This is a genomic window from Erythrobacter sp. 3-20A1M, assembly GCF_018636735.1.
Taxonomy (GTDB): Bacteria; Pseudomonadota; Alphaproteobacteria; order Sphingomonadales; family Sphingomonadaceae; genus Alteriqipengyuania.
Genome location: NZ_CP045200.1, coordinates 2,914,345 through 2,934,358 on the forward strand (window position 1 = coordinate 2,914,345; position 20,014 = coordinate 2,934,358).

Below are 20,014 nucleotides of genomic sequence, written 5' to 3' on the forward strand. Positions count from 1 at the left end.
CACGTAAAATGGCTGCTATTTCAGGATTGATCCGCGTCATGGAACGCGCCGCGCGCAAGGCGGGCGGTCGCTTGCGCCGCGATTTCGGCGAGGTCGAGCACCTCCAGGTGAGCCGCAAGGGGCCCGCCGACTTCGTATCGAAGGCGGACCGCATCGCGGAACGCACGCTTTATGACGAACTGCGCCAGGCGCGGCCCGACTGGGGCTTCGTGATGGAGGAAGCGGGCGTGATCGAGGGCGACCCCGATCAGCCGCGCTGGATCGTGGACCCGCTCGACGGGACCAGCAATTTCCTTCACGGCATTCCGCATTTCGCCGTCTCCATCGCGGCGCAGGAGCCCAAGCTCGGTGGCGGGGGCTGGGGCGAAGTCGTCGCCGGTGTCGTGTACCAGCCGATCACCGACGAGACCTTCTGGGCCGAGAAATCCCGCGGCGCGTGGCTGCACGACGGTCGCCTGCGGGTAAGCGCACGCGCGCGTTTGCCGGATGCGCTGATCGCCACCGGTATCCCCTTTCAGGGCCATGGGGATTTTGGCGAGTGGGGCCGCATCTTCGGTGCCATCGGGCCGGAAGTCGCAGGGATCCGCCGCTATGGCGCGGCGTCGCTCGACCTCGCATGGGTCGCGGCGGGCCGCTTCGACGGGTTCTGGGAAAGCGGTCTCAGCGATTGGGATACCGCGGCGGGATGTCTACTGGTGCGCGAGGCGGGCGGGTTCGTTTCCGACTATCGCGGCCGCTCGCAGTCGATCCATAGCGCGCAAGTGCTGGCGGCGAACGACAGTTTGCATTCCAAATTGCACAAGCTGCTGGTGAGCTCGCTGCGCTAACCCGCTTGCGAGTTGGGGCGGCCCCGGCTAACGCCGCCGCGCCCGCAGCAGTGCCCCTGTGGCGGAATTGGTAGACGCGTTCGACTCAAAATCGAATTTCCACGGAAGTGCCGGTTCGAGTCCGGCCAGGGGCACCACACAGGCACTACCAGTCACGAACCGCTTGTGATCGACGCGGGTTTCTGGAATTCGGAACCCGCACAATGATCCCGGTCCCATCCCCTCACGCAATTGCCGCGATGGCTGTCACCATCGCGATGTTCGTGGCGTTCGCGCGCGGGAAGATGTCGATCGAGATCGTGTCGTTGCTCACGATCGCGGTCATCGCCGTGGGCCTGTATTTCTTCCCGCTGCCGGGCACGCAGCAGACCGACGGGCTGAACTCGCCTTCTCCGGTTTCGGGCATTATGCGCTCATCACGATCTGCGCCTTGATGATCATGGGGCGCGGCCTCGTCGTCACCGGCGCTCTCGAGCCGGTCGCCAGAGCGCTGGAGCGGTTGTTCAAATACAACCTGCAACTCGGCCTGCTCATTTCGCTGCTGATGGCCGTGTTCCTGTCCATGGCGGTGAACGACACCCCCGTGCTCGTCCTGCTCCTGCCCATATTCGTCCAGCTGGCGGCGCGGGGCGCAATGCCGGCGTCGAAGACACTTATCCCGCTGAACGCCGCGGTCCTGATCGGCGGAATGGCGACGACCATCGGCACCTCGACGAACATCCTCGTCGTCTCGATCGCGAACGACCTGGGAATGCCGCGCATGGGGGTGTTCCACTATACGCCCATCGTGCTGCTCGCGGGCGCGATCGCGCTGCCCTATCTGTGGCTGGTGATGCCGCGCCTGCTCGGTGACAACCGCGTAGAGGAGGTGGCGCAGCGGCGGCGGTTTCACACACGGTTGCGGATCGACGAGGAAAGCGGGCTGCGCGGTCAGGAACTTGCGACGATCATGTCGCGCATGCCGTCGGAAATCGAGTTCGAGGGCACCCCAAGTGGCCCGCTGCAAGCCCAGCAGCGCCTGCGCATGTCGGGCACGCACGAGGCGCTGGAGGAGGCCCTGCGCACCCTGAAGGGTGCGATCGCGCCCACCTGGGTGCTCGACCGTATCCGGCGCCAGGCCGACCAGAAAAACGAGACCATCCTGGTCAGGGAAATGTCGGTCACCGCCGATTCCAGGTTGATCAATCGCACACTACCCACGTCCGGCGTCGCGGATCTTTATGGCGTGGTCATCCTGGGTATCCATCGTCCGGAACGGCTGGTGCGCGAACGCGAGGTTTACAGCGAAGGCGGCGACCTGCGGATCGCAGAAGGGGACGTCCTGCTGGTGATGGGTCTGCCGGAGGGGCTGGACGCGTTCGCCCGGGACGACAGCCTGCTGATGCTCGAAGGCGCACGGGAATTGCCCCGCCGTTCGAAGGCCACGCTAGCCGCCGCGATCATGGTCGGGGCGATCGGGACCGCCTCGGTCGGGTTGTTCCCCATCGCGATCTCGGCGCTGGCAGGCGCGATCGTGATGTTCGTAACCGGGTGCGTGAAGTTCGACCGCGTCGGCCGAGCGCTGTCGGCAAAGGTGATCGTGCTGGTCGCGGCCAGCATCGCCATCGGGCGGATCATCGACGACAGCGGGGCGGCGGACTGGATCGGGCAGTTGATGTCCTCCGGCCTGCAATATCTCAGCCCCGCGCTGGTGCTCGCCGCGATCATGCTGTGCGTGACCGTACTGACCAATTTCGCATCGAATGCGACCGCGGCCACGGTGGGGACGCCGATCGCCTTCAGCATCGCGCAGCAACTCGGCCTGCCGGCAGAGCCGCTGGTCCTTGCCGTGCTGTTCGGCTGCAACCTCTGCTACGCGACCCCGATCGCATATCAGACCAACATGCTGATCATGTCGGAAGGGTCCTACGAGTTCTCGGATTATATCCGCACCGGGGTGCCCCTGGTGCTGCTGATGGTGACGACATTGTCCGTCCTGCTGGTTCTGACCTACGGCATGCGTCTGTTCTGACCGAGTGCTTCGCGCGAGCGCATGAAATGGCCGCCGGAATTGCTCCCGGCGGCCATCCTCTCCCAACTCTGACGGTGGGTTATTCGGCGTCCGGCACGTACGTGCCGAGGCGGTGATGCAGGGCGTTGATCCGCGCCAGCTCCTCGCGATCTTCGGTCGCGCGCGCATGGCTGGTCAACGCAGCACGCAGCAGGCGGAAATCGGCGGTCGAGAACAGGGCGCGGGCGCGGCCCGGTTCGCGTGGCCGCTCGGTCTGGGGCTTCTCTTCGGTCATGGTGGTCATCCTCTTTCTCCTTGGTCAGGCGGCGAACTGGTTCATCGTGTTTGCCGTGCCGCCCGCCTTCAGTGCAGCCTCGCCGGCGAAATATTCCTTGTGGTCGTCCCCGATATCGGAGCCGGCCATGTTCTGGTGCTTCACGCAGGCGATACCCTGGCGGATCTCCTCGCGCTGGACCTGTTTGACGTAGCCCAGCATGCCTTCCTCGCCGAAATAGCGCTTGGCGAGATTGTCGGTGCTGAGCGCGGCGGTGTGGTAGGTCGGCAGGGTGATGAGGTGGTGGAATATACCCGCCTCCCGCGCCGCATCGGCCTGGAACGTCCGGATGCGCTCGTCCGCATCCTGAGCCAGCTCGGTTCCATCGTAGTCGATGCTCATCAGCCGGTCGCGGTCGTATTGCGACAGATCGCGACCTTCTTCTGCCCATGCATCATACACTTGCTGGCGGAAGTTCAGCGTCCAGTTGAAGCTGGGCGAGTTGTTGTAAACCAGCTTCGCGTTCGGGATCACTTCGCGGATACGATCGACCATGCCGCCGATCTGGCCGATATGCGGCTTCTCCGTCTCGATCCACAGCAGGTCGGCTCCGTTCTGCAGCGCGGTGATGCAGTCGAGCACGCAGCGGTCCTCACCCGTTCCGGGCCGGAACTGGTAGAGATTGCTCGGCAGCCGCTTGGGCGCCATCAGCTTGCCGTCGCGGCTGATGAAGACCTGCCCATTGGCGATGTCGGCGGGATCGACCTCCTCGCAGTCGAGATAGGCGTTGTACTGGTCGCCAAGATCGCCGGGCTCCTTGGAATAGGCGATCTGCTTGGTCAGACCGGCCCCCAGGCTATCCGTGCGGGCGACGATGATCCCATCGGGAACGCCCATTTCGAGGAAGGCGTAGCGAATCGCACGGATCTTCTGGAGGAAGTCCTCGTGCGGCACGGTGACCTTGCCGTCCTGGTGGCCGCACTGCTTCTCGTCGGAAACCTGGTTCTCGATCTGCAGCGCACAGGCCCCGGCCTCGATCATCTTCTTGGCAAGCAGGTAAGTCGCCTCAGCATTGCCGAAGCCGGCGTCGATATCCGCGATGATCGGCACGACATGTGTTTCGTAGTGGTCGATGGCGTGCTGGATACGCTGCGCCTCGACCTCGTCGCCGGAATCGCGCGCCCGGTCGAGGTCGCGGAACAGCATTCCGAGTTCGCGCGCGTCGGCCTGCTTCAGGAAGGTGTAGAGTTCCTCGATCAGGGCGGGCACGCTCGTCTTCTCGTGCATCGACTGATCGGGCAGCGGCCCGAACTCGCTGCGCAGGGCGGCGACCATCCAGCCGGAGAGGTAGAGGTAGCGCCGCTTCGTCGAGCCGAAATGCTTCTTGATGGAAATCATCTTCTGCTGCGCGACGAAGCCGTGCCAGCAGCCCAGCGACTGCGTGTAATTGGCGGGGTCCGCATCGTATGCGGCCATGTCCTCGCGCATGATCTTCGCGGTGTAGCGCGCGATATCCAGCCCGGTCAGGAACCGGTTCTGGGTCCGCATCCGTGCCGCGCTGCGCGGATCGATGGAGGCCCAGGATGCGCCGTTGTCTTCGATGGTGTGCTGCAGTTCGGTGAAGTTATCTTGAAAAGTCATTTCGGTTTCTCCCGTTCACAGGACTGAAATAGCGAACGGGGCCGGCGGTGCTATCATTCTTTACAGACTTTCTTGTTATCCTGCGATGGGATAAGTGATCAACGCTGTAAAGATGTAAGGATATTTACAAGTGCCCGAAGCCCCCCTGTCACCCGGTCCGGCGCTACGTCGATTGCGTAAGCGGGAGGGGCTGACCCAGGCCGCCATGGCCCAACGCCTGGGTATCTCGCCGAGTTACCTCGCGCTGCTCGAACGCAATCAGCGCCCTGTCTCCGCCCGTGTGCTGGTGGAACTGGTCGATCAGTTCGAGTTCGATCCGCTCCATCTGCGCGAGGCGGAATCGATCGGTGGTGTCCAGGGCCTCGCCAGGCGATTGGCCGACGAGCGATTCTCCGATCTGGGCATCGACCGGGACGAGGCAGTGGAGTTCCTGTCTGCCGCGCCGCAGGCTGCCGCGGCGTTTGCGCGCCTGTTCGATCAGGCGGGCGAGCAGGGCAGCGGCGTGGCGACGGGGCGATCGCTTCCGTTGGACGGTCTGCGGCAGGAGGTGGAACGGTGGCGCAACCACTTCGCCGATCTCGACCTCGCCGCCGAGGAGCTGGCGGACGAAATGCGGCTCTCACGCGCCGACATCGCTACCGCGCTGACGGACCGTTTGCGCGAGCGGCACCAGCTCACCTTGCGGATTCTGCCGCAGAACGTGATGCCCGGTCTGGCGCGTCGGCTCGACCTGCACGCGCGCCAGGTTCAGCTGTCGGAGATGCTCGATCCGGCGGCGCGCCAGTTCGAGCTCGCCCTGCAGCTCGTCGAACTGGAGCATGGGGACGAATTGACAAATATCGCCAAGGGCGCCCGGTTGGACGACGAGGCTGTGCGTGTGCTGTTCCGTCGCCATCTGGCGGATTATTTCGCAGACGCGCTCGTCATGCCATATGGCCGTTTCCTGCGCGCGTGCGAGGCTACGTCCTACGATCTCGCGATCCTCCAGCGAAGGTTCGGCGTCGGCGTGGAGCAGCTCGCGCGGCGTCTCACCACATTGCAGCGGATGGGGCAGCGGGGACTGCCGTTCTTCATGGCGAAAGTGGACCGGGCGGGCCAGTTCTCGGCGCGGGTTCCGGGGGCGAGTGGGACCACGCTCCTCGACAACACATTCGGCTGCCCGCTTTGGCACGTCCACCATGGGTTCGAACGACCGGACACGTGGTGGCCGCAGGCAGTGATGCAGGAGGAGGGGGGGGCGGCCGGCCCGCACTGGATTACCTTTAGCCATTTCGTCCGGGCGAGCAGTGGTGCGGAGACCGGGGAGTACGCCATAGTCCTGGGGATCGAGGCGCGGTTCGGGGAGACCCTTGCCCCGGCGCGGGGAATGGCGCTCGACCCCGCCGCCGCTACACCGATCGGTCCAGGCTGCGCGCGATGCCACCGCACCTCGTGCACGCAGCGATCGCTACCGCCCGTAGGTGCCACGCTGGCGTTGGATCGGACTACGCGCCCGCTCACCCCATATCTCCTGTCCGATCCCGGGTCGGACGTGCGTTAACCACGCTCGAGGGAACCGGATCGACGCGTGCGATGTTTTCGCGGCATTCGCAGGAGGAACTCCAATGACCGAAGAACGCATCACCACCACCGAAGACCCCGATGGCCGCACCCACACGACCCACACCACCGTCATCGACGATGGCGAACGGCGACGGGGCGGGTCAGGCACCTGGGTGCTCCTCATCATATTGATTTTGGCGGTGGTCGCCGGGCTTTATTTCTTCTCGGGCATGTCCAATTCGGAAGCGGCCAAGGACAACGCCATCGCCGATGCCGCCAACCAGGTCGGAACCGCTGCGGAGCAGGTCGGCAATGCTGCCGAATCCGCTGCGGACAAGGCCACCGGCGCGGGTAATTGAAATGGGGCATTCGGGAGGGGGCGCGGGTTGAGCACGGTCCCCTCCTGAAGCCGCTGCTGCCGAAGTGTAAGATTTACCGACATTTCATCAATGCGCCCTAGGTCGGTGACATCCCACAAAGGGGATGGCCGGACCCGAGCGCATGATACGCCTGTTCAAGCATGACGTCCCGTACGCCGTGAAGCCCGGCATCACCGGATGGGCGCAGATCAACTATCCGCATGGAGCCAGCATAGAGGATGCGCGTCACAAGCTTGAATACGACCTCTACTACGCGAAGAACTACTCTCCTTTCCTCGATCTCCTGATCCTGCTGCAAACGCTCAGGGTGATCCTGTGGTCGGAGGGGGCGGCGTGACCATCGCCATTCCCGCAGCCCAGTTGCTGAGCTTCCTCGGCTATCTGATCGGGGCCGCTGCTGCCTGTGTCGGCGCGGTATTCATTGCGCGCAACGAAGAAACCTGGCGGCGCGACAAGCGTCCCATGCTGATCGCCCTGGCGTTGTCGGCGGGCTGGGCGTCTCTGGGCGCCGCGCTCGGCCCCGATTCGATAGAAGCGCGAATGTTCGCCGCCGCGCGTGATCTAGCTTGGTTGTTCGTGATCTATCGCCTGTTCGCCAATGATGGGCGATCGCATACGCAGATCGCCGTGCCTCTACTGGCCGCCGTCCTCGGTTTCGTGACCTTGTTGCAACCGGCCGTCATCCTACTCGCCGAGCGTTCGCCTACGGCATTGCAGGTGTCGTGGTCGTTTCATCTGATCGTCGCGATCGGGGCCCTGGTGCTGCTGCACAACCTCTATCTGGGTGCGGCTATGCGAAGCCGCGTCGCGCTTCAGTGGACGATCGCCGGCATCGGTATGTACTGGATCTTCGAGCTCAACCTGTTCCTGTCGGCGGCTCTTTCGGGACAGACCGATCCGGCGCTCAACGCGCTGCGAGGCATCGTGCTCCTTCCGCTTGCCGTCTGCGTGGGGGTGGGGGCCACCGCACAGGCCGACAATCTGCGCCTGCGCACATCGCGCGCGGTGACGTTCCGGCTTCTCTCCCTGTCGCTTATCGGTCTCTACCTCGCCGCGATGGCCGGATTGACCTGGCTCGCCGCGCGCTTCGGCGGAGATATCGCCAGGATCGTGCAGATCGGGTCGCTCGTGGCGGCGCTTGCCGCATCCGTCGCGTTGCTTCCGTCGCGGCGGTTCCGCGGATGGACCCGCGTGATGTTGCTGAAGCATCTCTTCCGCCATCGCTACGATTACCGAGCGGAATGGCTTCGCTTTACTGAGACGATCGGCAATGCGGGCCAGAGCGGAGGCCGTTCCCTGCACGAACGCGTGGCGAAAGCGCTTGCCGACATAACCGAGAGCCCGGCCGCCGTGCTGTTCCTCCCCAACGATCAAGGGGAGCTGGGGGAAACGGCGAACTGGCGCTGGAGCAACCTGGCAGAAGGCGGTGCCACGCTGCCCGAGCCGCTTTGTGACATCATGGAGAGGCGCAATCTGATCGTCGATGTCGCTGGCGAAACGGAAGGTTCGCCGGGAATGGCATTGCCCGACTGGCTTCGCGGCGAACAGCGTGCCTGGGCGATCGTTCCGCTCCTGCATTTCGGCGGGCTCACCGGGGCAGTGCTGCTGGCGCGACCCGACTATCCGCGCAAGCTGGACTGGGAGGATTTCGATCTCCTCAAGATCGTCGGTCGTCAGCTCGCCAGCCATCTCGCCGAGGAGGCGGGCCAGAGGGCCTTACTCGAGGCTGCCCAATTCGACGATTTCAGCCGCCGGATGGCGTTCGTGATGCACGATATAAAGAACCTCGCCAGCCAGCTTTCCCTGCTGGCACGCAATGCGGAGCGGCATGCCGAGAATCCCGCGTTCCGCAAGGATATGCTGGTAACACTGCGCACCGGGTCGGACCGCCTGCAGACGCTGCTCGCAAGGCTTGGGCGCTACGGTACCGGTGGGCAGGCGGAATGCCGACCGATCGATCTGGTATCCGTGGCCAGGAACGTGGTGAGCCGGTTCACCCCTATCCGTCCGCTGGTCGTCGCGGGCGAGGTTCCTTGCCTGGTGATGGCCGACGGGGCGACGCTTGAACAGGCGATCGTCCATCTCACCCAAAACGCGATCGACGCCAGCGATCCGGGCGAACCCGTGCTGCTCGATATCCAGAGTGACGAACGCGGAGGAATACTGGACATCGTCGATGCGGGTTCCGGCATGACCGCGGACTTCATCCGCGACGGGCTGTTCAAGCCCTTCGTGAGCTCGAAGCAGGGCGGCTTCGGGATCGGCGCACTCGAGGCAAGGGAACTCGTCGCGGCCATGGGAGGGCGGCTGGAAGTGCAGTCGCGCACCGGCACCGGCACCCGGTTCACCATAGTCCTGCCTCTTGCGCAGGCCGATGAGCACCAGCAACCTGGCAACGAGGCGGCAGCGGCATGAGCAAGGACGAGAAACCCGTTCTCCTGATAATCGAGGACGATCCGGGCCTGCAGGCGCAGCTGAAATGGGCTTTCGATGGCTTCGAAGTGATGCTTGCAGGCGACCGTGAGAGTGCAGTTGCTGCGATCCGCGCGCACGAGCCCCCGGTCGTCACTCTCGACCTGGGTCTGCCCCCCGATCCGGACGGCACGACGGAAGGTTTCGGGGTTCTCGACGCGATCATGGCGCTGAAGCCGGATACGAAGGTGATCGTAGCCTCCGGACACGGTGCCCGCGAGAGTGCGCTGCAAGCGATCGAGCGCGGCGCGTACGACTTCTACCAGAAGCCACTCGATATCGATTCGCTGGCTTTGATCGTCCAGCGCGCTGTAAATCTGCATACGATCGAAGCCGAGAATCGCCGGCTGGCAAGCCGCGTCGCGAAGGATAAGACCGTCCTCGGTTCCATGATTACCGGTGCGCCGGAGATGGCGAAGGTCGCCCGAACTATAGAGCGGGTGGCGCAAACGAACGTGTCGGTCATGCTGCTCGGTGCAAGCGGGACCGGCAAGGAGCTGCTGGCGCGCGGTCTCCACGATGCAAGCGCACGGCGCGAGGGACAGTTTGTCGCGATAAACTGCGCGGCAATCCCCGAAACCTTGCTCGAAAGCGAGCTTTTCGGGCATGAGAAAGGCGCGTTCACCGGGGCCGTCAAGACCAGCGAGGGGAAGATCGAGCTCGCGCATGGCGGCACGCTCTTTCTCGACGAGGTCGGCGACATCCCGCTCACGTTGCAGGTCAAGCTGCTTCGTTTCCTGCAGGAACGTACGATCGAGCGGATCGGAGGGCGCAAGCCGATCGCGGTGGATACGCGGATCGTTTGTGCGACGCATCAGGATCTGGAAGCCATGACCGCCCAGGGTTCGTTCCGCGAGGACCTGTATTACCGGCTGGCGGAGATCGTCGTTCGCATCCCCTCGCTGTCCGAACGGCCAGGTGATGCTACCCTGTTGGCGAAATCTTTCCTCAACCGCCACGGACCGGATCTCAATCCTGCCGTCAAGGGCTTCTCGCCAGATGCGCTGGCCGCGATCAATGCATGGAGTTGGCCCGGCAATGTCCGCGAGCTCGAGAACCGGATCAAGCGCGCGACGATCATGGCGGAAGGCAAGCTCATTGCGAAGGCCGATCTCGACTTGGACGATGTCGAGCTGGAGCCCGATACCGTCTTGAACCTCAAAATGGCGCGCGAACAGGCGGATCGGCGAGTCATTCGGCATGCGCTGGCGCGGTGCGAAGGGAATATATCGAGCAGCGCGCGACTGCTGGGTATCAGCAGGCCGACCCTCTACGACCTGTTGCGGCAATACGACCTTTCGGCTTGAGCTGGTGCGCCGGTCAGGCTTTGTCATTGTGACACTTGCCGCCTTCGCGCTCCCATCCGGCGGCGACACGCCTGATGCCATGACGCCGAACGAAAGGCGATGGACGCTTTGGTTATTCAGCCAATCAATCGTGCCGCGCTTGCGATACTGGCGGAGCTGTTGGATCGATCGACGCGCGTGACTCTACAGGCGAAGTTGCTCACTTCTTGATCTCGCCGAACCTCGACAGAATGCCGGGTTTCAGCAAAAGCGCGCCGATGCGCAAACTTTTCGCCGCCTTTGCCGACCCCATGATCGGCGTTCTGGCCCTGGCGGTTTTCCTGTCCCTCATCGTTCCGGCCGCCGGGCCCGCGCGCGACGTGTGGCAGAATATCGCGAACGGCGCGATCTTCGTCCTGTTCTTCGTGAACGGCCTGCGGGTTTCCCGCGCAGAGGTGGTACGCGGCCTGCGCCACTGGCGCTATTTCCTGCCGCTGTTTGCATGGGTCTTCCTCGTCATGCCGGCCTTGGGAATGCTGTTGCAGCTGTTCGGCGGAACACGCATTCCGCCTGAGATCGCGCTGGGTTTCCTGTTCCTGGGCACGCTGCCGTCGACCGTTCAATCGGCCACCACTTACACGACGTTGGCAGGTGGTAGCATCGCGGTCGCGGTCATAGGTGCGGCGGTGCTCAACATTGCCGGGGTATTCGTCAGCGCGCCTTTGTTCGCGCTTCTGGAGGGTGGAGCTTCGGTCGCGGTCGGCACCGACACGATTTGGCGCATTGCCCAATTGTTGATCCTGCCATTCGCGCTCGGCCAGATCGCCCAGGGTTGGCTGGGAGGAATTGCCGCGCGGCACCGGGATGCGAGCAAATGGCTTGACCGCGCCGTGATCGGTATTGCCGTCTACGTGGCATTCTCGGGTGCGGTGGAGGAAGGGATAGGCGCTTTGGCTGCTCAGGACTGGGCCTGGCTCGCAGGGCTGGTGGCGCTCTATCTCGCCAGCGCACATGCCGGAGCCTGGCTGGCCGGCGGCTTGCTGCGGCTCCCGCGACCGGATCGGGTGGCGTTTCTGTTTGCCGGCGCCCAGAAAAGCATCGCGATCGGTGCGCCGCTTGCGGCGCTGATCTTTCCGCCGGAACGGGCGGGGTTCGTGATCGCGCCGCTCCTGCTCTATCATCTGGCGCAACTGGTGATCGCGGCACCGATCGCCGGACGGCTCGCCAGATCGACTATATCGCAGCCGCCGCTTCGCGCCGGTTGAAGCGGACCGACCAGAACAGCGACAGACCGATCAAGACGGCTCCGATCAGGCCGGTAATCGCCTCAGGAATGGCGAAGCGGGCCGACAGCAGCATGATGATGCCGAGCGCGATAATGGCCCAGAACGCGCCATGTTCGAGGAACCGGTATTCCGCCAGCGTGCCGCGCTGCACGAGATGGATGGTCATGGAGCGCACGAACATCGCCCCGATGGAGAGACCCAACGCAATCACGATCATGTTGTTCGACAGGGCGAAGGCGCCGATGACGCCATCGAAACTGAACGAACTGTCGAGAACCTGGAGGTAGAGAAATCCGCCGAGACCGCTCTTTACCGCCTTGCCTAGGCGTTGCTGCCGTTCCTCGCGATGCTCCAGCCATGCGCTGATGCCTTCCACCGCGACGAAGGCGACGATGCCGAATATGCCCGCCATGAGAAAGGTCAAGGATTCCTCGTCAGGTATCAGGGTGGATATCCCGACCAGTAGCAGAAGCACGAATGCGACTTCGATCGCGGGCACGCGGGATACCGAAGCGAGGCGCTGTTCCACCAGTCGGATCCAGTGGACATCCTTGTTCTTGTCGAAGAAGAAGCGCGAACCGACCAGCGTTAGGAATGCTCCGCCGAACCCGGCAATGCCAACATGCGCCGATGCGACGATGCGTTCGTAATCCTGCGGATGCGCGAGGGACAGCCGCACCGCCTCGACCGGGCCTATGCCCGCGGCGATCGCGACGATTGCCAGCGGGAAGGCAATACGCATGCCGAACACGGCGATCAACATTCCCCAGGTCAGGAAACGCCGCTGCCAGATCTCGTCCATGTTCCGCAAAACGGTGGCGTTGACGACCGCATTGTCGAAGCTGAGCGAGATCTCGAGCACCGACAGGACGGCGATGATCCAGAGAAGCCCGAGCACCCCGGGGACCGAACCGGTGCTCTCCCACCCGTACCATCCGCCCAGCGCCAGACAGACGAGGGTGAATACAATCGAGAAGCCGTAGAAGCGAATGAAGCCCGACATGACGATGTTATTCCTGGCTCAATCTTTGGGCTGGTAGGTCTGGGCTTCGCCTGGGAAGCTGCGCTCTCGGACTTCCGCAGCGTATCTTTCCGCCGTTTGCGTGATCATGGCAGCCATATCACCGTATTTCTTCACGAAGCGCGGAACACGTTCGAACATCCCCAGCATATCTTCGGTCACCAGCACCTGCCCGTCGCACTTTGCAGAGGCGCCGATCCCGATTGTTGGCGCTTGGACCGCCTCAGTCACGGAGATGGCGATAGGTTCGACTACACCCTCCACAACGATCGCGAAGGCTCCTGCCTCGTCGAGCGCGCGCGCGTCGGCAAGGATTTTCTCCGCTTCGGCATCGCTGCGCCCGCGCGCATCATAGCCGCCGAGCACATTCACGGCCTGGGGGGTCAAACCGATGTGACCCATAACGGGAATGCCGCGCCGGGTCAGGAAAGCGACTGTCTCCGCCATCGCTTCGCCGCCCTCCAGCTTCACGCCGGCGGCGTTGCTGGCCTTCAGAAGTTGGCTCGCATTTTCGAAGGCCTGCTGCGGCGATTGCTCGTAGCTGCCGAAAGGCATGTCGACGATCACTACCGCGTGATAGCTACCCCGCACCACGGCGGCGGCATGGTTGGCCATCATGTCGAGCGTGACGGGGAGCGTGGACGGGAGGCCATAGATGACCTGACCCAGCGAATCGCCGACTAGCAACAGATCGCAGTGCGCATCCAGCAGTTGCGCTTGGCGGGCGGTGTATGCGGTCAGCATGACGAGAGGATCGTCCACCTTCCCCCCCGATTTGCGGGCGCGGATCTTCGGTACCGTCAACCGCTTCATGGGGGCCGGCGTCGGATTTGCGCGACTGGTCGCGGTATCGATCTGGAAGGTCGTTGACATGTGCGCACGCCTAGCAAGCGGGAAAGCGCAGGGGAAGCGACGCTTGGACTTGCTTGCCTGCCGGAGCGACCTGCCGCGTATCGACAACGATCTGCGGCTCTCGTTCGTCAATTCCCATTTGCCGCTGTCGTATTTGCTGCGTAGACACCGCGTTTGTTGGCCACCGCGCGGGAGGGTTTCCGCGATACGGCCGAGGGGAGTATCACAGTCTATGCTATTTGGTCGCGTGAAACCGCTCGACGCCATTCTTGCAACGGCGGAGAGGAAATCGCTCAAGCGTACGCTGGGTCCGATCCAGCTGATGTTGTTCGGGATCGGCTGCATCATCGGCACGGGCATTTTCGTGCTGACGTCGGTCGGGGCGCAGAAGGCGGGGCCGGGCCTCATGCTGGCCTTCGCTATCGCCGGTGCGGTCTGTATCGTCGCGGCCCTCTGCTATGCCGAGATCGCGGCAATGATACCCGTGGCGGGTTCTGCCTATACCTACAGCTATGCGACTATCGGTGAATTCTTTGCCTGGACTGTCGGCTGGGCGCTCATCATGGAATACGCCATATCCGCCGCCGCCGTATCGGTGGGCTGGTCGGGTTATTTCGCGGGGACGATCCTCAACGAATTTCTAGGGGTGCAATTGCCTGCTTGGCTCGCCCACGGTCCGCTCGCGCTTGGCGGTGAAGAGGGTGGCTTCGTCAACCTGCCTGCCGCGATCATCGCGCTGCTCGTGACTGGCCTGCTGGTGATCGGCACCAGCGAGAGCGCAAAGGTCAACACGATCCTCGTCGCGATCAAGGTGACGGCGCTGACAGTATTCGTGGCACTCACCCTGACCAGTCCGGACTTCGACGCCGACCGGTTCAATCCGTTCCTGCCCGCCGGGATCTTCGGCGAATGGGGCACGGGCACGGGCGCGGTCGGTGCGGCGGCGACGATGTTCTTCGCCTATGTCGGCTTCGACGCGGTCTCTACCGCGGCGGAGGAAACCAAGAATCCGCAGCGCAACGTGCCCATCGGGCTGATCGGGTCGCTGCTGTTCTGCACCGTGTTCTACATTCTCGTGGCCGCCGGTGCGATCGGCACTATCGGTGGTCAGCCGATCATGAGCGGCGGACTTCCGATCGAGGCCGGTTCGGCGGAGCTCGCGCGTCAGTGCGCGATGCCGCAATATGCCGACGCGCTGGTGTGTTCCGACGAGGCGCTGGCCCACGTCCTGCGCATGATCGGCTTCTCCGGCATCGGTAATCTGATCGGCGTCGCGGCATTCCTGGCGTTGCCCTCGGTGATCCTAGTGCTGATCTTCGCGCAGACTCGCATCTTCTTCGTGATGAGCCGCGATGGTCTGCTGCCCAAAGTGCTGAGCACGGTGCATCCGCGCTATCGCACCCCCCACATCGTGACGATGATCACGGGCGGGGCGGTCGCATTGGGCGCAGCGTTCTTCCCCGTCGGGCAGCTGGCTGACATCTCCAACGCTGGGACGCTGTACGCGTTTCTGATGGTCGCGGTCGCGGTGATGGTGCTGCGGCGCACCGATCCGGAGCGCAAGCGCAGCTTCCGTACCCCCGCGGTGTGGATCGTGGCACCGCTGACCATCGCGGGCTGCGTGTTCCTGTTCGTGAACCTGCCGACGGCAGCGATGCTGTTCCTGCCCGTGTGGGGCATCGGTGGGCTGGTGGTCTATTTCCTCTACAGCCGCCGTCACAGCCTGCTGGGCCAGGGTATCGTCGAGGTGGTCGATGATATCGAAGGTGACGAGGACCTGCTTCCGATCGACGAACCCAAGGACTGAAGCGATCGGCTTGCAACGAAAAAGGGACGCTCTCCGTGATGGAAGGCGGCCCTTTCGTTTGAAGGTATCTGACGTCTAGAGAGAGGCCTCGGTGTGGCTCTCGCGCACGTTCTTGTCGTCGTGCACCGTCTTGCCCAGCGCCATCTTGGCGGTGGTCAGAAGGCCGAAGTCGCCGTCCCAGATTTCTGCGTGGCCGAGGTCCATACGCAGGAACAGCAGATCCGGATCGTCCTTACCGCCATCGTACCAGGCCTCGATAAAGTTGTTCCAGAACTGCTCGAACCGTTCGCGGCTTTCCTCGACCGAGAGCTGGCCGTGGAAACGACAATACATGTCGTGCCCCTTGCCCTGGAATGTGGCTGTGGCTTGGCCCAGTTTGGCGAAACTGCTGTTTTTGTGCGTGAAGAACCAGATCGTGCTGTTGGCGTCCTTGTCCAGCTGTGGGCTCATGGGGACCGCTGTTTCGGGATCGCCATCGAGCTGGAGGAACAGGAACGGGCTGTCGGCCAGCGCCTTCCAGAATTTCTTCTTGAGCTCTTCGGGATCGCCTTCTTTGTGATTCATGTGGTGCTCCTTCCTTTATTCCATAAGCGCTGGACGGCGTTGCGGTTCCGGGAAGGAGGGGGGCGTTGCATCGGGAAGCTCCGGAACATAATAAGAACACCTGAGTCGATTCGCTATGAACCCATCCCGTCCCACACCTTTCGCGCATACGCTTTCACCGGGGCAACTCGCTTCGTTATCGACTGCCCGACACCGATCCTGGCAGCCGGGTCAGACGCTGCGTGGCACGCGCCATAGCGAGATTTTCGCCAGTGGGGCCGAAGCGAGCGGGGCGGGCTTCGCACTGGCGCTGGCGCTGGACGATCTGGCCACCCGCGCCGAAGAAGCGGGGGCGGAAACAGATGACCGGCGCGGGGTGCTATGGGTGCAGGACCGCACCGCGCTGAAGCTGACCGGGCGACCCTATCGCCCCGGCCTTCCCGAAAGCCTGCGCCATCGCCTGATCCATGTTCGTACCGAGAACGCGCAGGATGCGCTCTTCGCGCTGGAGGAGGGGGTGAGATGCCGCGAACTGGCCTGCGTCATCGGAGAGGTAGCGGGCAATCCGCGTGCACTGGATTTCACCGCCTCGCGCCGCCTGACACTGGCGGCCGAGCGGCACGGAGTGGCATTATGGCTGGTGCGGCTGGATGCCGCGCACGACCTGTCTTCCGCCCGGATGCGGTGGGAAGTGGGCAGCGCTCCATCGGACGCTCCACCATGGAATGCCGCCGCGCCCGGCTTGCCGACCTGGCGGGCCGTTCTCTTCCGCTCTCGCTCCCATGCACCGGGCCAATGGATAATGTACGATGACGGTACGGGACGCATCGCTCCCGCCGCGCAGCCTTCAGGGGCCGCCGCCGCGGCGAATCCTGTCGCTGTGGCTGGCGCAGCTGGCGATCGATCGCTGGCGGCTCGCTGAGAACTGCCGCCTGGGCGAGGGGGCCGATGCGGCTCCTGTCGTGCTGATCGCGGAAACCGCGCATGGGCCCCGTATCGAGGCTGCGAACGCTGTGGGCAGCGCGCAAGGTGCGCAGCCGGGCATGATGCTGGCCGATGCGCGTACGCTATGCCCGTCGCTTCGTGCGGTTCCGGCCGATCCTGCGGGCGATCGCGACGCATTGGAAAAGCTTGCCATATGGGCGCGGCGCTGGGGCCCGTGGTCGGCGCTCGACCTGCCGGACGGACTGCTGGTGGACGTGACCGCGGTAGCGCATCTGTTCGGCGGCGAGCCGAAATTACTGGCCGATGTGAGAGCTATTTTCGCCCGGCGGGGGCTCACCGTGCGAGCGGCGATCGCGCCGACGGCGGGGGCCGCGTGGGCGCTCGCGCACCATGGCGCAGCGAAAGCGCCGTACGATGCCATCCTCTCGCCCGATGACGATATCGTCGCGCGCCTCTCCGGCCTGCCGGTCGCGGCGCTCCGGCTCGAGGACGATGTCCTGCTGGTGTTGCGCCGGCTGGGGCTCAAGACGGTGGGGCAACTTGCCGGGGTGGAGGACGGCGGCGAAGGGCGCGACGCGCTCCAGCGCCGCTTCCGCAACCGCAAGTCGCCCAGCGCCAATCCACTGCTCCGGCTCGACCAGATCGCGGGCCGCGTACCGGAGCCGCTGCTGCCGGTGGTCCCGCGCGACATGCCGCTGGTGCAGCGTCGCTTGGCCGAGCCGATCCGCCATCGCGATCCGCTCGACCATGTCCTCGCCGACCTGACTGCGGACATGGCGCGCGTGCTGGAGGGGCGGGGCGAGGGCGCGCGACGGCTCGAGCTCGGGCTGTGGCGCGTGGATGGAGAGGTGCTGGTCCGGCGGCTCGAACTGGCTGCGGCGACGCGCGACCCAGCGCATATCTGCAAGCTGTTCGGCGAGAAGCTGGACGATGTCGATGCCGGTTTCGGGATCGAGACCATGCGCCTGCGTGCCAGCTGGGTCGAACCCCGATCGCTGACGCAGGGGGATATCGAGACGACGGCCGAGACGCACGGCACCTCGCTCGCCGTCTGTATCGATCGGCTGACCACCCGGCTCGGGCCGAAGGCGGTGGCGCGGCCGGTTCTTTACGGCAGCCACCTGCCCGAACGCGCGCAGCGCTGGCAACCGCCGCTCGCTCCCGAACCGCCGAGCCAGGGCGAGTTGCGGTTCCACGCGCGCCCGCTGAAGCTGCTCGACCGGGCGGAGCCCATCGCGGTGCTGTATGCGACGCCCGACGGCTACCCCCAGCGTTTTCGCTGGCGCGGCGCGGTTCACGATGTGGTCCGGGTAGAGGGGCCGGAGCGGATCGCGCCCGAATGGTGGCGCGAACGCTCCACTGCGCGGCTGCGCGACTACTACCGGATCGAGGATCGCGAGGGCCGCCGCTACTGGATTTATCGCAACGGTCTGATCGGCGATGGACGCGGCGGCGCGCCCGACTGGTTCCTGCAGGGGTTATGCGCCTGAGCGGGAGGCGAGCCACAACGGAAGCGCTGTTGCGATCCAGAGCACGGCGAAAAATGCCGCGATCGGCCATACCGGATACGACCCCATCCCCGCCGCGATCGCACCGAGCACGACATGCGATGCCGCCATCGCGAGACAGACGATCGCCATCGGACGGGACCGGAAGCGAACCATGCCCGCACTCGCCATCGCGATCAGCAGCACGATGAAATATAGCTGGTTGAATGAGTTGTTCTCGTTCCCGATGATGCCGACCGCCAGGTTGCTCCACACGGTGAAGAAGGCGACGCCCGTCGCCAGGACGAGCCCGGCGCGCCGCCACAGGCTTCCGCGTATCCGCACGATCAGATCGAGGGCAAAGGCGACCGTGCCCAGCAATACCGCGGCGACCACAAAGTCCCCCGCAGTCCAGTCGACCTCTTGCGTCACCTGCATCGCCAGCGCCGGGATCAGCAACAGCAGTGCCGCGCCGCCCCATATGACGATGCGCCAGAGGGCGGGGGCCCGGTCGAAATTTCCTGCCTTGGTAGTCATGAGCTTGCCTTTCTCGGTATTGGACGGGCAAAACATGGCGACGAAGAAGATGAGGGGCATGAGCGATCGCTGAGCAATCGCTGAAATCGACGGGAAGACTGCAGTTCGGAAGCTACACGCTCGATCCCGAGGCGCGGTTGCTGCTGCGCGAGGGCGAAGTGGTGGAGCTCAGCGCACGCTATTTCGATGCGCTGGTGCTGCTTGCGCGTCACCCGGGCTTCCTTATCACCAAGGAGCGGTTCTTCGACGAGGTGTGGCACGGTGTCCCGGTAACGGACGAGGCCCTGACCCAGTGCGTGCGGACATTGCGCAAGGCGCTGGGCGATGCGGCGACGCAGCCGCGTTTCATCGAGACGGTGCCCAAGCATGGCTATCGCTTCGTGGCGGATCCGCACCAGGTCGCTGCCGACCCTGCCCCATCTGCCGCGAATGCGAAACCTGTCGTTTCATCGTCCCTTCTGGGTCCGGTCGGCGGCGGAACGCTGGGTGCTGGAGCCGCCGGGGCGCTGGTGGGGATGATCTACGGCCTCTCCTTGGCGACGGCTTCTGCGGGATCATCGGGCGGCCGCCTCTCGCTGGTGCTGGTCATGATCTGCGTCGGGGCGCTTGCAGGTCTGGTCGCCGGGGCGGGAATAGCGGGCGGGATTGGGCTTGCGTGGCGCAATTTGTCCGACGGGCTTGCAGCCTTGGCTCTGGGCGGAGCGCTGGGCGGGTTGCTGACCGGAGGGATCGGCCGCCTGATCGGGATGGACGCGTTCTCGCTCCTTCTCGGCCACAGTCCGCATGACATTACGGGCGCGACGGAGGGCGCCATCGCAGGCCTCGCGTGCGGTTGCGGCGTATGGCTTGGCACGAGACGAAGCGGCCTGCTGCGACAGCTGTTACCCGGTGCGATCATCGGGGCGGGGATCGGCGCGGGCCTGATCCTTTCCGGGGGGCTTCTCCTGGGCGGCAGCCTGGCCGCGCTGGCAGAAGCGTTCCCCGGCTCCACGCTCCGCCTGGCGGACGAGAGCGTGCCACTCCGCGCGGTTTTCGGGGCGCTGGAGGCCGCGCTCTTCGTCACCGGATTGATGGCCGGCATGATCTTCGGCGGTCTGCGCCGTGTCGGCGATAAGGGCTAGGCA

The 20,014-nt window shown here is 64.5% G+C and carries 18 protein-coding genes, 1 tRNA gene and 1 pseudogene; 14 read left to right on the top strand and 6 right to left on the bottom strand.

Annotated features, from left to right (window positions below; genetic code table 11):
* Nucleotides 1–8: 8 nt before the first annotated feature.
* The 4 genes from F7D01_RS14085 (at nt 9) to F7D01_RS14095 (ending at nt 2,838) form a co-directional block, all read left to right on the top strand.
* Entirely contained in the window at nt 9–827 is an 819-nt protein-coding gene (locus tag F7D01_RS14085) for an inositol monophosphatase family protein (RefSeq protein ID WP_215228074.1), read from the top strand.
* Between the two features lie 52 nt (nt 828–879).
* Nucleotides 880–964: transfer RNA gene (locus F7D01_RS14090), tRNA-Leu, on the top strand.
* Between the two features lie 102 nt (nt 965–1,066).
* Nucleotides 1,067–1,261 carry a hypothetical protein gene (locus tag F7D01_RS15350; RefSeq protein ID WP_251566928.1) on the top strand — a complete coding sequence of 65 codons (195 nt, stop codon included), beginning with the start codon at nt 1,067–1,069 and terminating at the stop codon, nt 1,259–1,261.
* Entirely contained in the window at nt 1,261–2,838 is a 1,578-nt protein-coding gene (locus F7D01_RS14095) for an SLC13 family permease (protein ID WP_251566929.1), read from the top strand. Before F7D01_RS15350 ends, F7D01_RS14095 begins: the two co-directional genes overlap by 1 nt.
* Nucleotides 2,839–2,917: 79 nt before the next feature.
* On the opposite strand, the gene F7D01_RS14100 is transcribed toward F7D01_RS14095, so the two are convergent.
* Both F7D01_RS14100 and F7D01_RS14105 read right to left on the bottom strand, forming a co-directional pair.
* Entirely contained in the window at nt 2,918–3,121 is a 204-nt protein-coding gene (locus F7D01_RS14100; RefSeq protein ID WP_371819616.1) for a hypothetical protein, read from the bottom strand.
* A 15-nt stretch (nt 3,122–3,136) separates the two neighbouring features.
* Nucleotides 3,137–4,732 carry an isocitrate lyase gene (locus tag F7D01_RS14105; protein ID WP_215228075.1) on the bottom strand — a complete coding sequence of 532 codons (1,596 nt, stop codon included), beginning with the start codon at nt 4,730–4,732 and terminating at the stop codon, nt 3,137–3,139.
* Between the two features lie 130 nt (nt 4,733–4,862).
* Here F7D01_RS14105 and F7D01_RS14110 point away from each other — a divergent pair, with 130 nt between their 5' ends.
* From F7D01_RS14110 to F7D01_RS14135, 6 genes and pseudogenes are all read left to right on the top strand, one after another.
* A complete protein-coding gene (locus F7D01_RS14110; protein WP_215228076.1) occupies nt 4,863–6,272 on the top strand; it encodes a short-chain fatty acyl-CoA regulator family protein in 1,410 nt (469 codons plus the stop codon).
* Nucleotides 6,273–6,336: 64 nt separating this feature from the next.
* Nucleotides 6,337–6,633 carry a hypothetical protein gene (locus F7D01_RS14115; RefSeq protein WP_215228077.1) on the top strand — a complete coding sequence of 99 codons (297 nt, stop codon included), beginning with the start codon at nt 6,337–6,339 and terminating at the stop codon, nt 6,631–6,633.
* A 172-nt stretch (nt 6,634–6,805) separates the two neighbouring features.
* Nucleotides 6,806–6,991, top strand: a pseudogene (locus F7D01_RS14120) (sugar transferase); the annotation flags it as partial.
* Nucleotides 6,988–9,069 carry an XrtA/PEP-CTERM system histidine kinase PrsK gene (gene prsK / locus F7D01_RS14125; RefSeq protein WP_251566930.1) on the top strand — a complete coding sequence of 694 codons (2,082 nt, stop codon included), beginning with the start codon at nt 6,988–6,990 and terminating at the stop codon, nt 9,067–9,069. The pseudogene F7D01_RS14120 and the gene prsK, both read left to right, overlap by 4 nt.
* Nucleotides 9,066–10,433, top strand: a complete 1,368-nt coding sequence (prsR, locus tag F7D01_RS14130; RefSeq protein WP_215228078.1) for a PEP-CTERM-box response regulator transcription factor — start codon at nt 9,066–9,068, stop codon at nt 10,431–10,433. The genes prsK and prsR overlap by 4 nt, the downstream gene beginning before the upstream one ends.
* A gap of 257 nt (nt 10,434–10,690) precedes the next feature.
* Nucleotides 10,691–11,677 (top strand): bile acid:sodium symporter family protein, encoded by a 987-nt coding sequence (locus F7D01_RS14135; RefSeq protein WP_215228079.1) that lies wholly within the window; start codon nt 10,691–10,693, stop codon nt 11,675–11,677.
* Here F7D01_RS14135 and F7D01_RS14140 read toward each other — a convergent pair.
* Together F7D01_RS14140 and panB are read right to left on the bottom strand one after the other, a co-directional pair.
* Nucleotides 11,646–12,701 carry a DUF475 domain-containing protein gene (locus tag F7D01_RS14140; RefSeq protein ID WP_215228080.1) on the bottom strand — a complete coding sequence of 352 codons (1,056 nt, stop codon included), beginning with the start codon at nt 12,699–12,701 and terminating at the stop codon, nt 11,646–11,648. The genes F7D01_RS14135 and F7D01_RS14140 overlap by 32 nt on opposite strands.
* A gap of 18 nt (nt 12,702–12,719) precedes the next feature.
* Nucleotides 12,720–13,592 carry a 3-methyl-2-oxobutanoate hydroxymethyltransferase gene (panB, locus tag F7D01_RS14145; protein WP_215228081.1) on the bottom strand — a complete coding sequence of 291 codons (873 nt, stop codon included), beginning with the start codon at nt 13,590–13,592 and terminating at the stop codon, nt 12,720–12,722.
* 211 nt (nt 13,593–13,803) lie between these two features.
* On the opposite strand from panB, the gene F7D01_RS14150 reads away from it, so the two are divergent.
* Entirely contained in the window at nt 13,804–15,378 is a 1,575-nt protein-coding gene (locus F7D01_RS14150) for an amino acid permease (RefSeq protein WP_215228082.1), read from the top strand.
* 75 nt (nt 15,379–15,453) lie between these two features.
* Here F7D01_RS14150 and F7D01_RS14155 read toward each other — a convergent pair whose 3' ends face one another.
* Nucleotides 15,454–15,942 (bottom strand): pyridoxamine 5'-phosphate oxidase family protein, encoded by a 489-nt coding sequence (locus F7D01_RS14155; RefSeq protein WP_215228083.1) that lies wholly within the window; start codon nt 15,940–15,942, stop codon nt 15,454–15,456.
* 115 nt (nt 15,943–16,057) lie between these two features.
* Here F7D01_RS14155 and F7D01_RS14160 point away from each other — a divergent pair, with 115 nt between their 5' ends.
* On the top strand, nt 16,058–16,843 hold the full coding sequence (locus F7D01_RS14160) for a recA-like protein (RefSeq protein ID WP_215228084.1): 786 nt from the start codon (nt 16,058–16,060) through the stop codon (nt 16,841–16,843).
* A complete protein-coding gene (locus F7D01_RS14165) occupies nt 16,731–18,356 on the top strand; it encodes a DNA polymerase Y family protein (protein ID WP_215228085.1) in 1,626 nt (541 codons plus the stop codon). The genes F7D01_RS14160 and F7D01_RS14165 overlap by 113 nt, the downstream gene beginning before the upstream one ends.
* Here the strand turns inward: F7D01_RS14165 and F7D01_RS14170 are convergent.
* Nucleotides 18,345–18,950, bottom strand: coding sequence for a hypothetical protein (locus F7D01_RS14170; RefSeq protein WP_215228086.1), 606 nt, complete (start codon nt 18,948–18,950; stop codon nt 18,345–18,347). The genes F7D01_RS14165 and F7D01_RS14170 overlap by 12 nt on opposite strands.
* Nucleotides 18,951–19,027: 77 nt before the next feature.
* Here F7D01_RS14170 and F7D01_RS14175 point away from each other — a divergent pair, with 77 nt between their 5' ends.
* Entirely contained in the window at nt 19,028–20,011 is a 984-nt protein-coding gene (locus F7D01_RS14175; protein WP_215228087.1) for a winged helix-turn-helix domain-containing protein, read from the top strand.
* Nucleotides 20,012–20,014 lie beyond the last annotated feature (3 nt).

Bases quoted from the DNA above. Each gene is read 5' to 3' on its own strand.
- F7D01_RS14085 (WP_215228074.1), top strand. From the start codon at position 9: ATGGCTGCTATTTCAGGATTGATCCGCGTCATGGAACGCGCCGCGCGC.
- F7D01_RS15350 (WP_251566928.1), top strand. From the start codon at position 1,067: ATGGCTGTCACCATCGCGATGTTCGTGGCGTTCGCGCGCGGGAAGATG.
- F7D01_RS14095 (WP_251566929.1), top strand. From the start codon at position 1,261: ATGATCATGGGGCGCGGCCTCGTCGTCACCGGCGCTCTCGAGCCGGTC.
- F7D01_RS14100 (WP_371819616.1), bottom strand. From the start codon at position 3,121: ATGACCACCATGACCGAAGAGAAGCCCCAGACCGAGCGGCCACGCGAA.
- F7D01_RS14105 (WP_215228075.1), bottom strand. From the start codon at position 4,732: ATGACTTTTCAAGATAACTTCACCGAACTGCAGCACACCATCGAAGAC.
- F7D01_RS14115 (WP_215228077.1), top strand. From the start codon at position 6,337: ATGACCGAAGAACGCATCACCACCACCGAAGACCCCGATGGCCGCACC.
- prsR (WP_215228078.1), top strand. From the start codon at position 9,066: ATGAGCAAGGACGAGAAACCCGTTCTCCTGATAATCGAGGACGATCCG.
- F7D01_RS14135 (WP_215228079.1), top strand. From the start codon at position 10,691: ATGCGCAAACTTTTCGCCGCCTTTGCCGACCCCATGATCGGCGTTCTG.
- F7D01_RS14140 (WP_215228080.1), bottom strand. From the start codon at position 12,701: ATGTCGGGCTTCATTCGCTTCTACGGCTTCTCGATTGTATTCACCCTC.
- panB (WP_215228081.1), bottom strand. From the start codon at position 13,592: ATGTCAACGACCTTCCAGATCGATACCGCGACCAGTCGCGCAAATCCG.
- F7D01_RS14150 (WP_215228082.1), top strand. From the start codon at position 13,804: ATGCTATTTGGTCGCGTGAAACCGCTCGACGCCATTCTTGCAACGGCG.
- F7D01_RS14155 (WP_215228083.1), bottom strand. From the start codon at position 15,942: ATGAATCACAAAGAAGGCGATCCCGAAGAGCTCAAGAAGAAATTCTGG.
- F7D01_RS14160 (WP_215228084.1), top strand. From the start codon at position 16,058: ATGAACCCATCCCGTCCCACACCTTTCGCGCATACGCTTTCACCGGGG.
- F7D01_RS14165 (WP_215228085.1), top strand. From the start codon at position 16,731: ATGACGGTACGGGACGCATCGCTCCCGCCGCGCAGCCTTCAGGGGCCG.
- F7D01_RS14170 (WP_215228086.1), bottom strand. From the start codon at position 18,950: ATGCCCCTCATCTTCTTCGTCGCCATGTTTTGCCCGTCCAATACCGAG.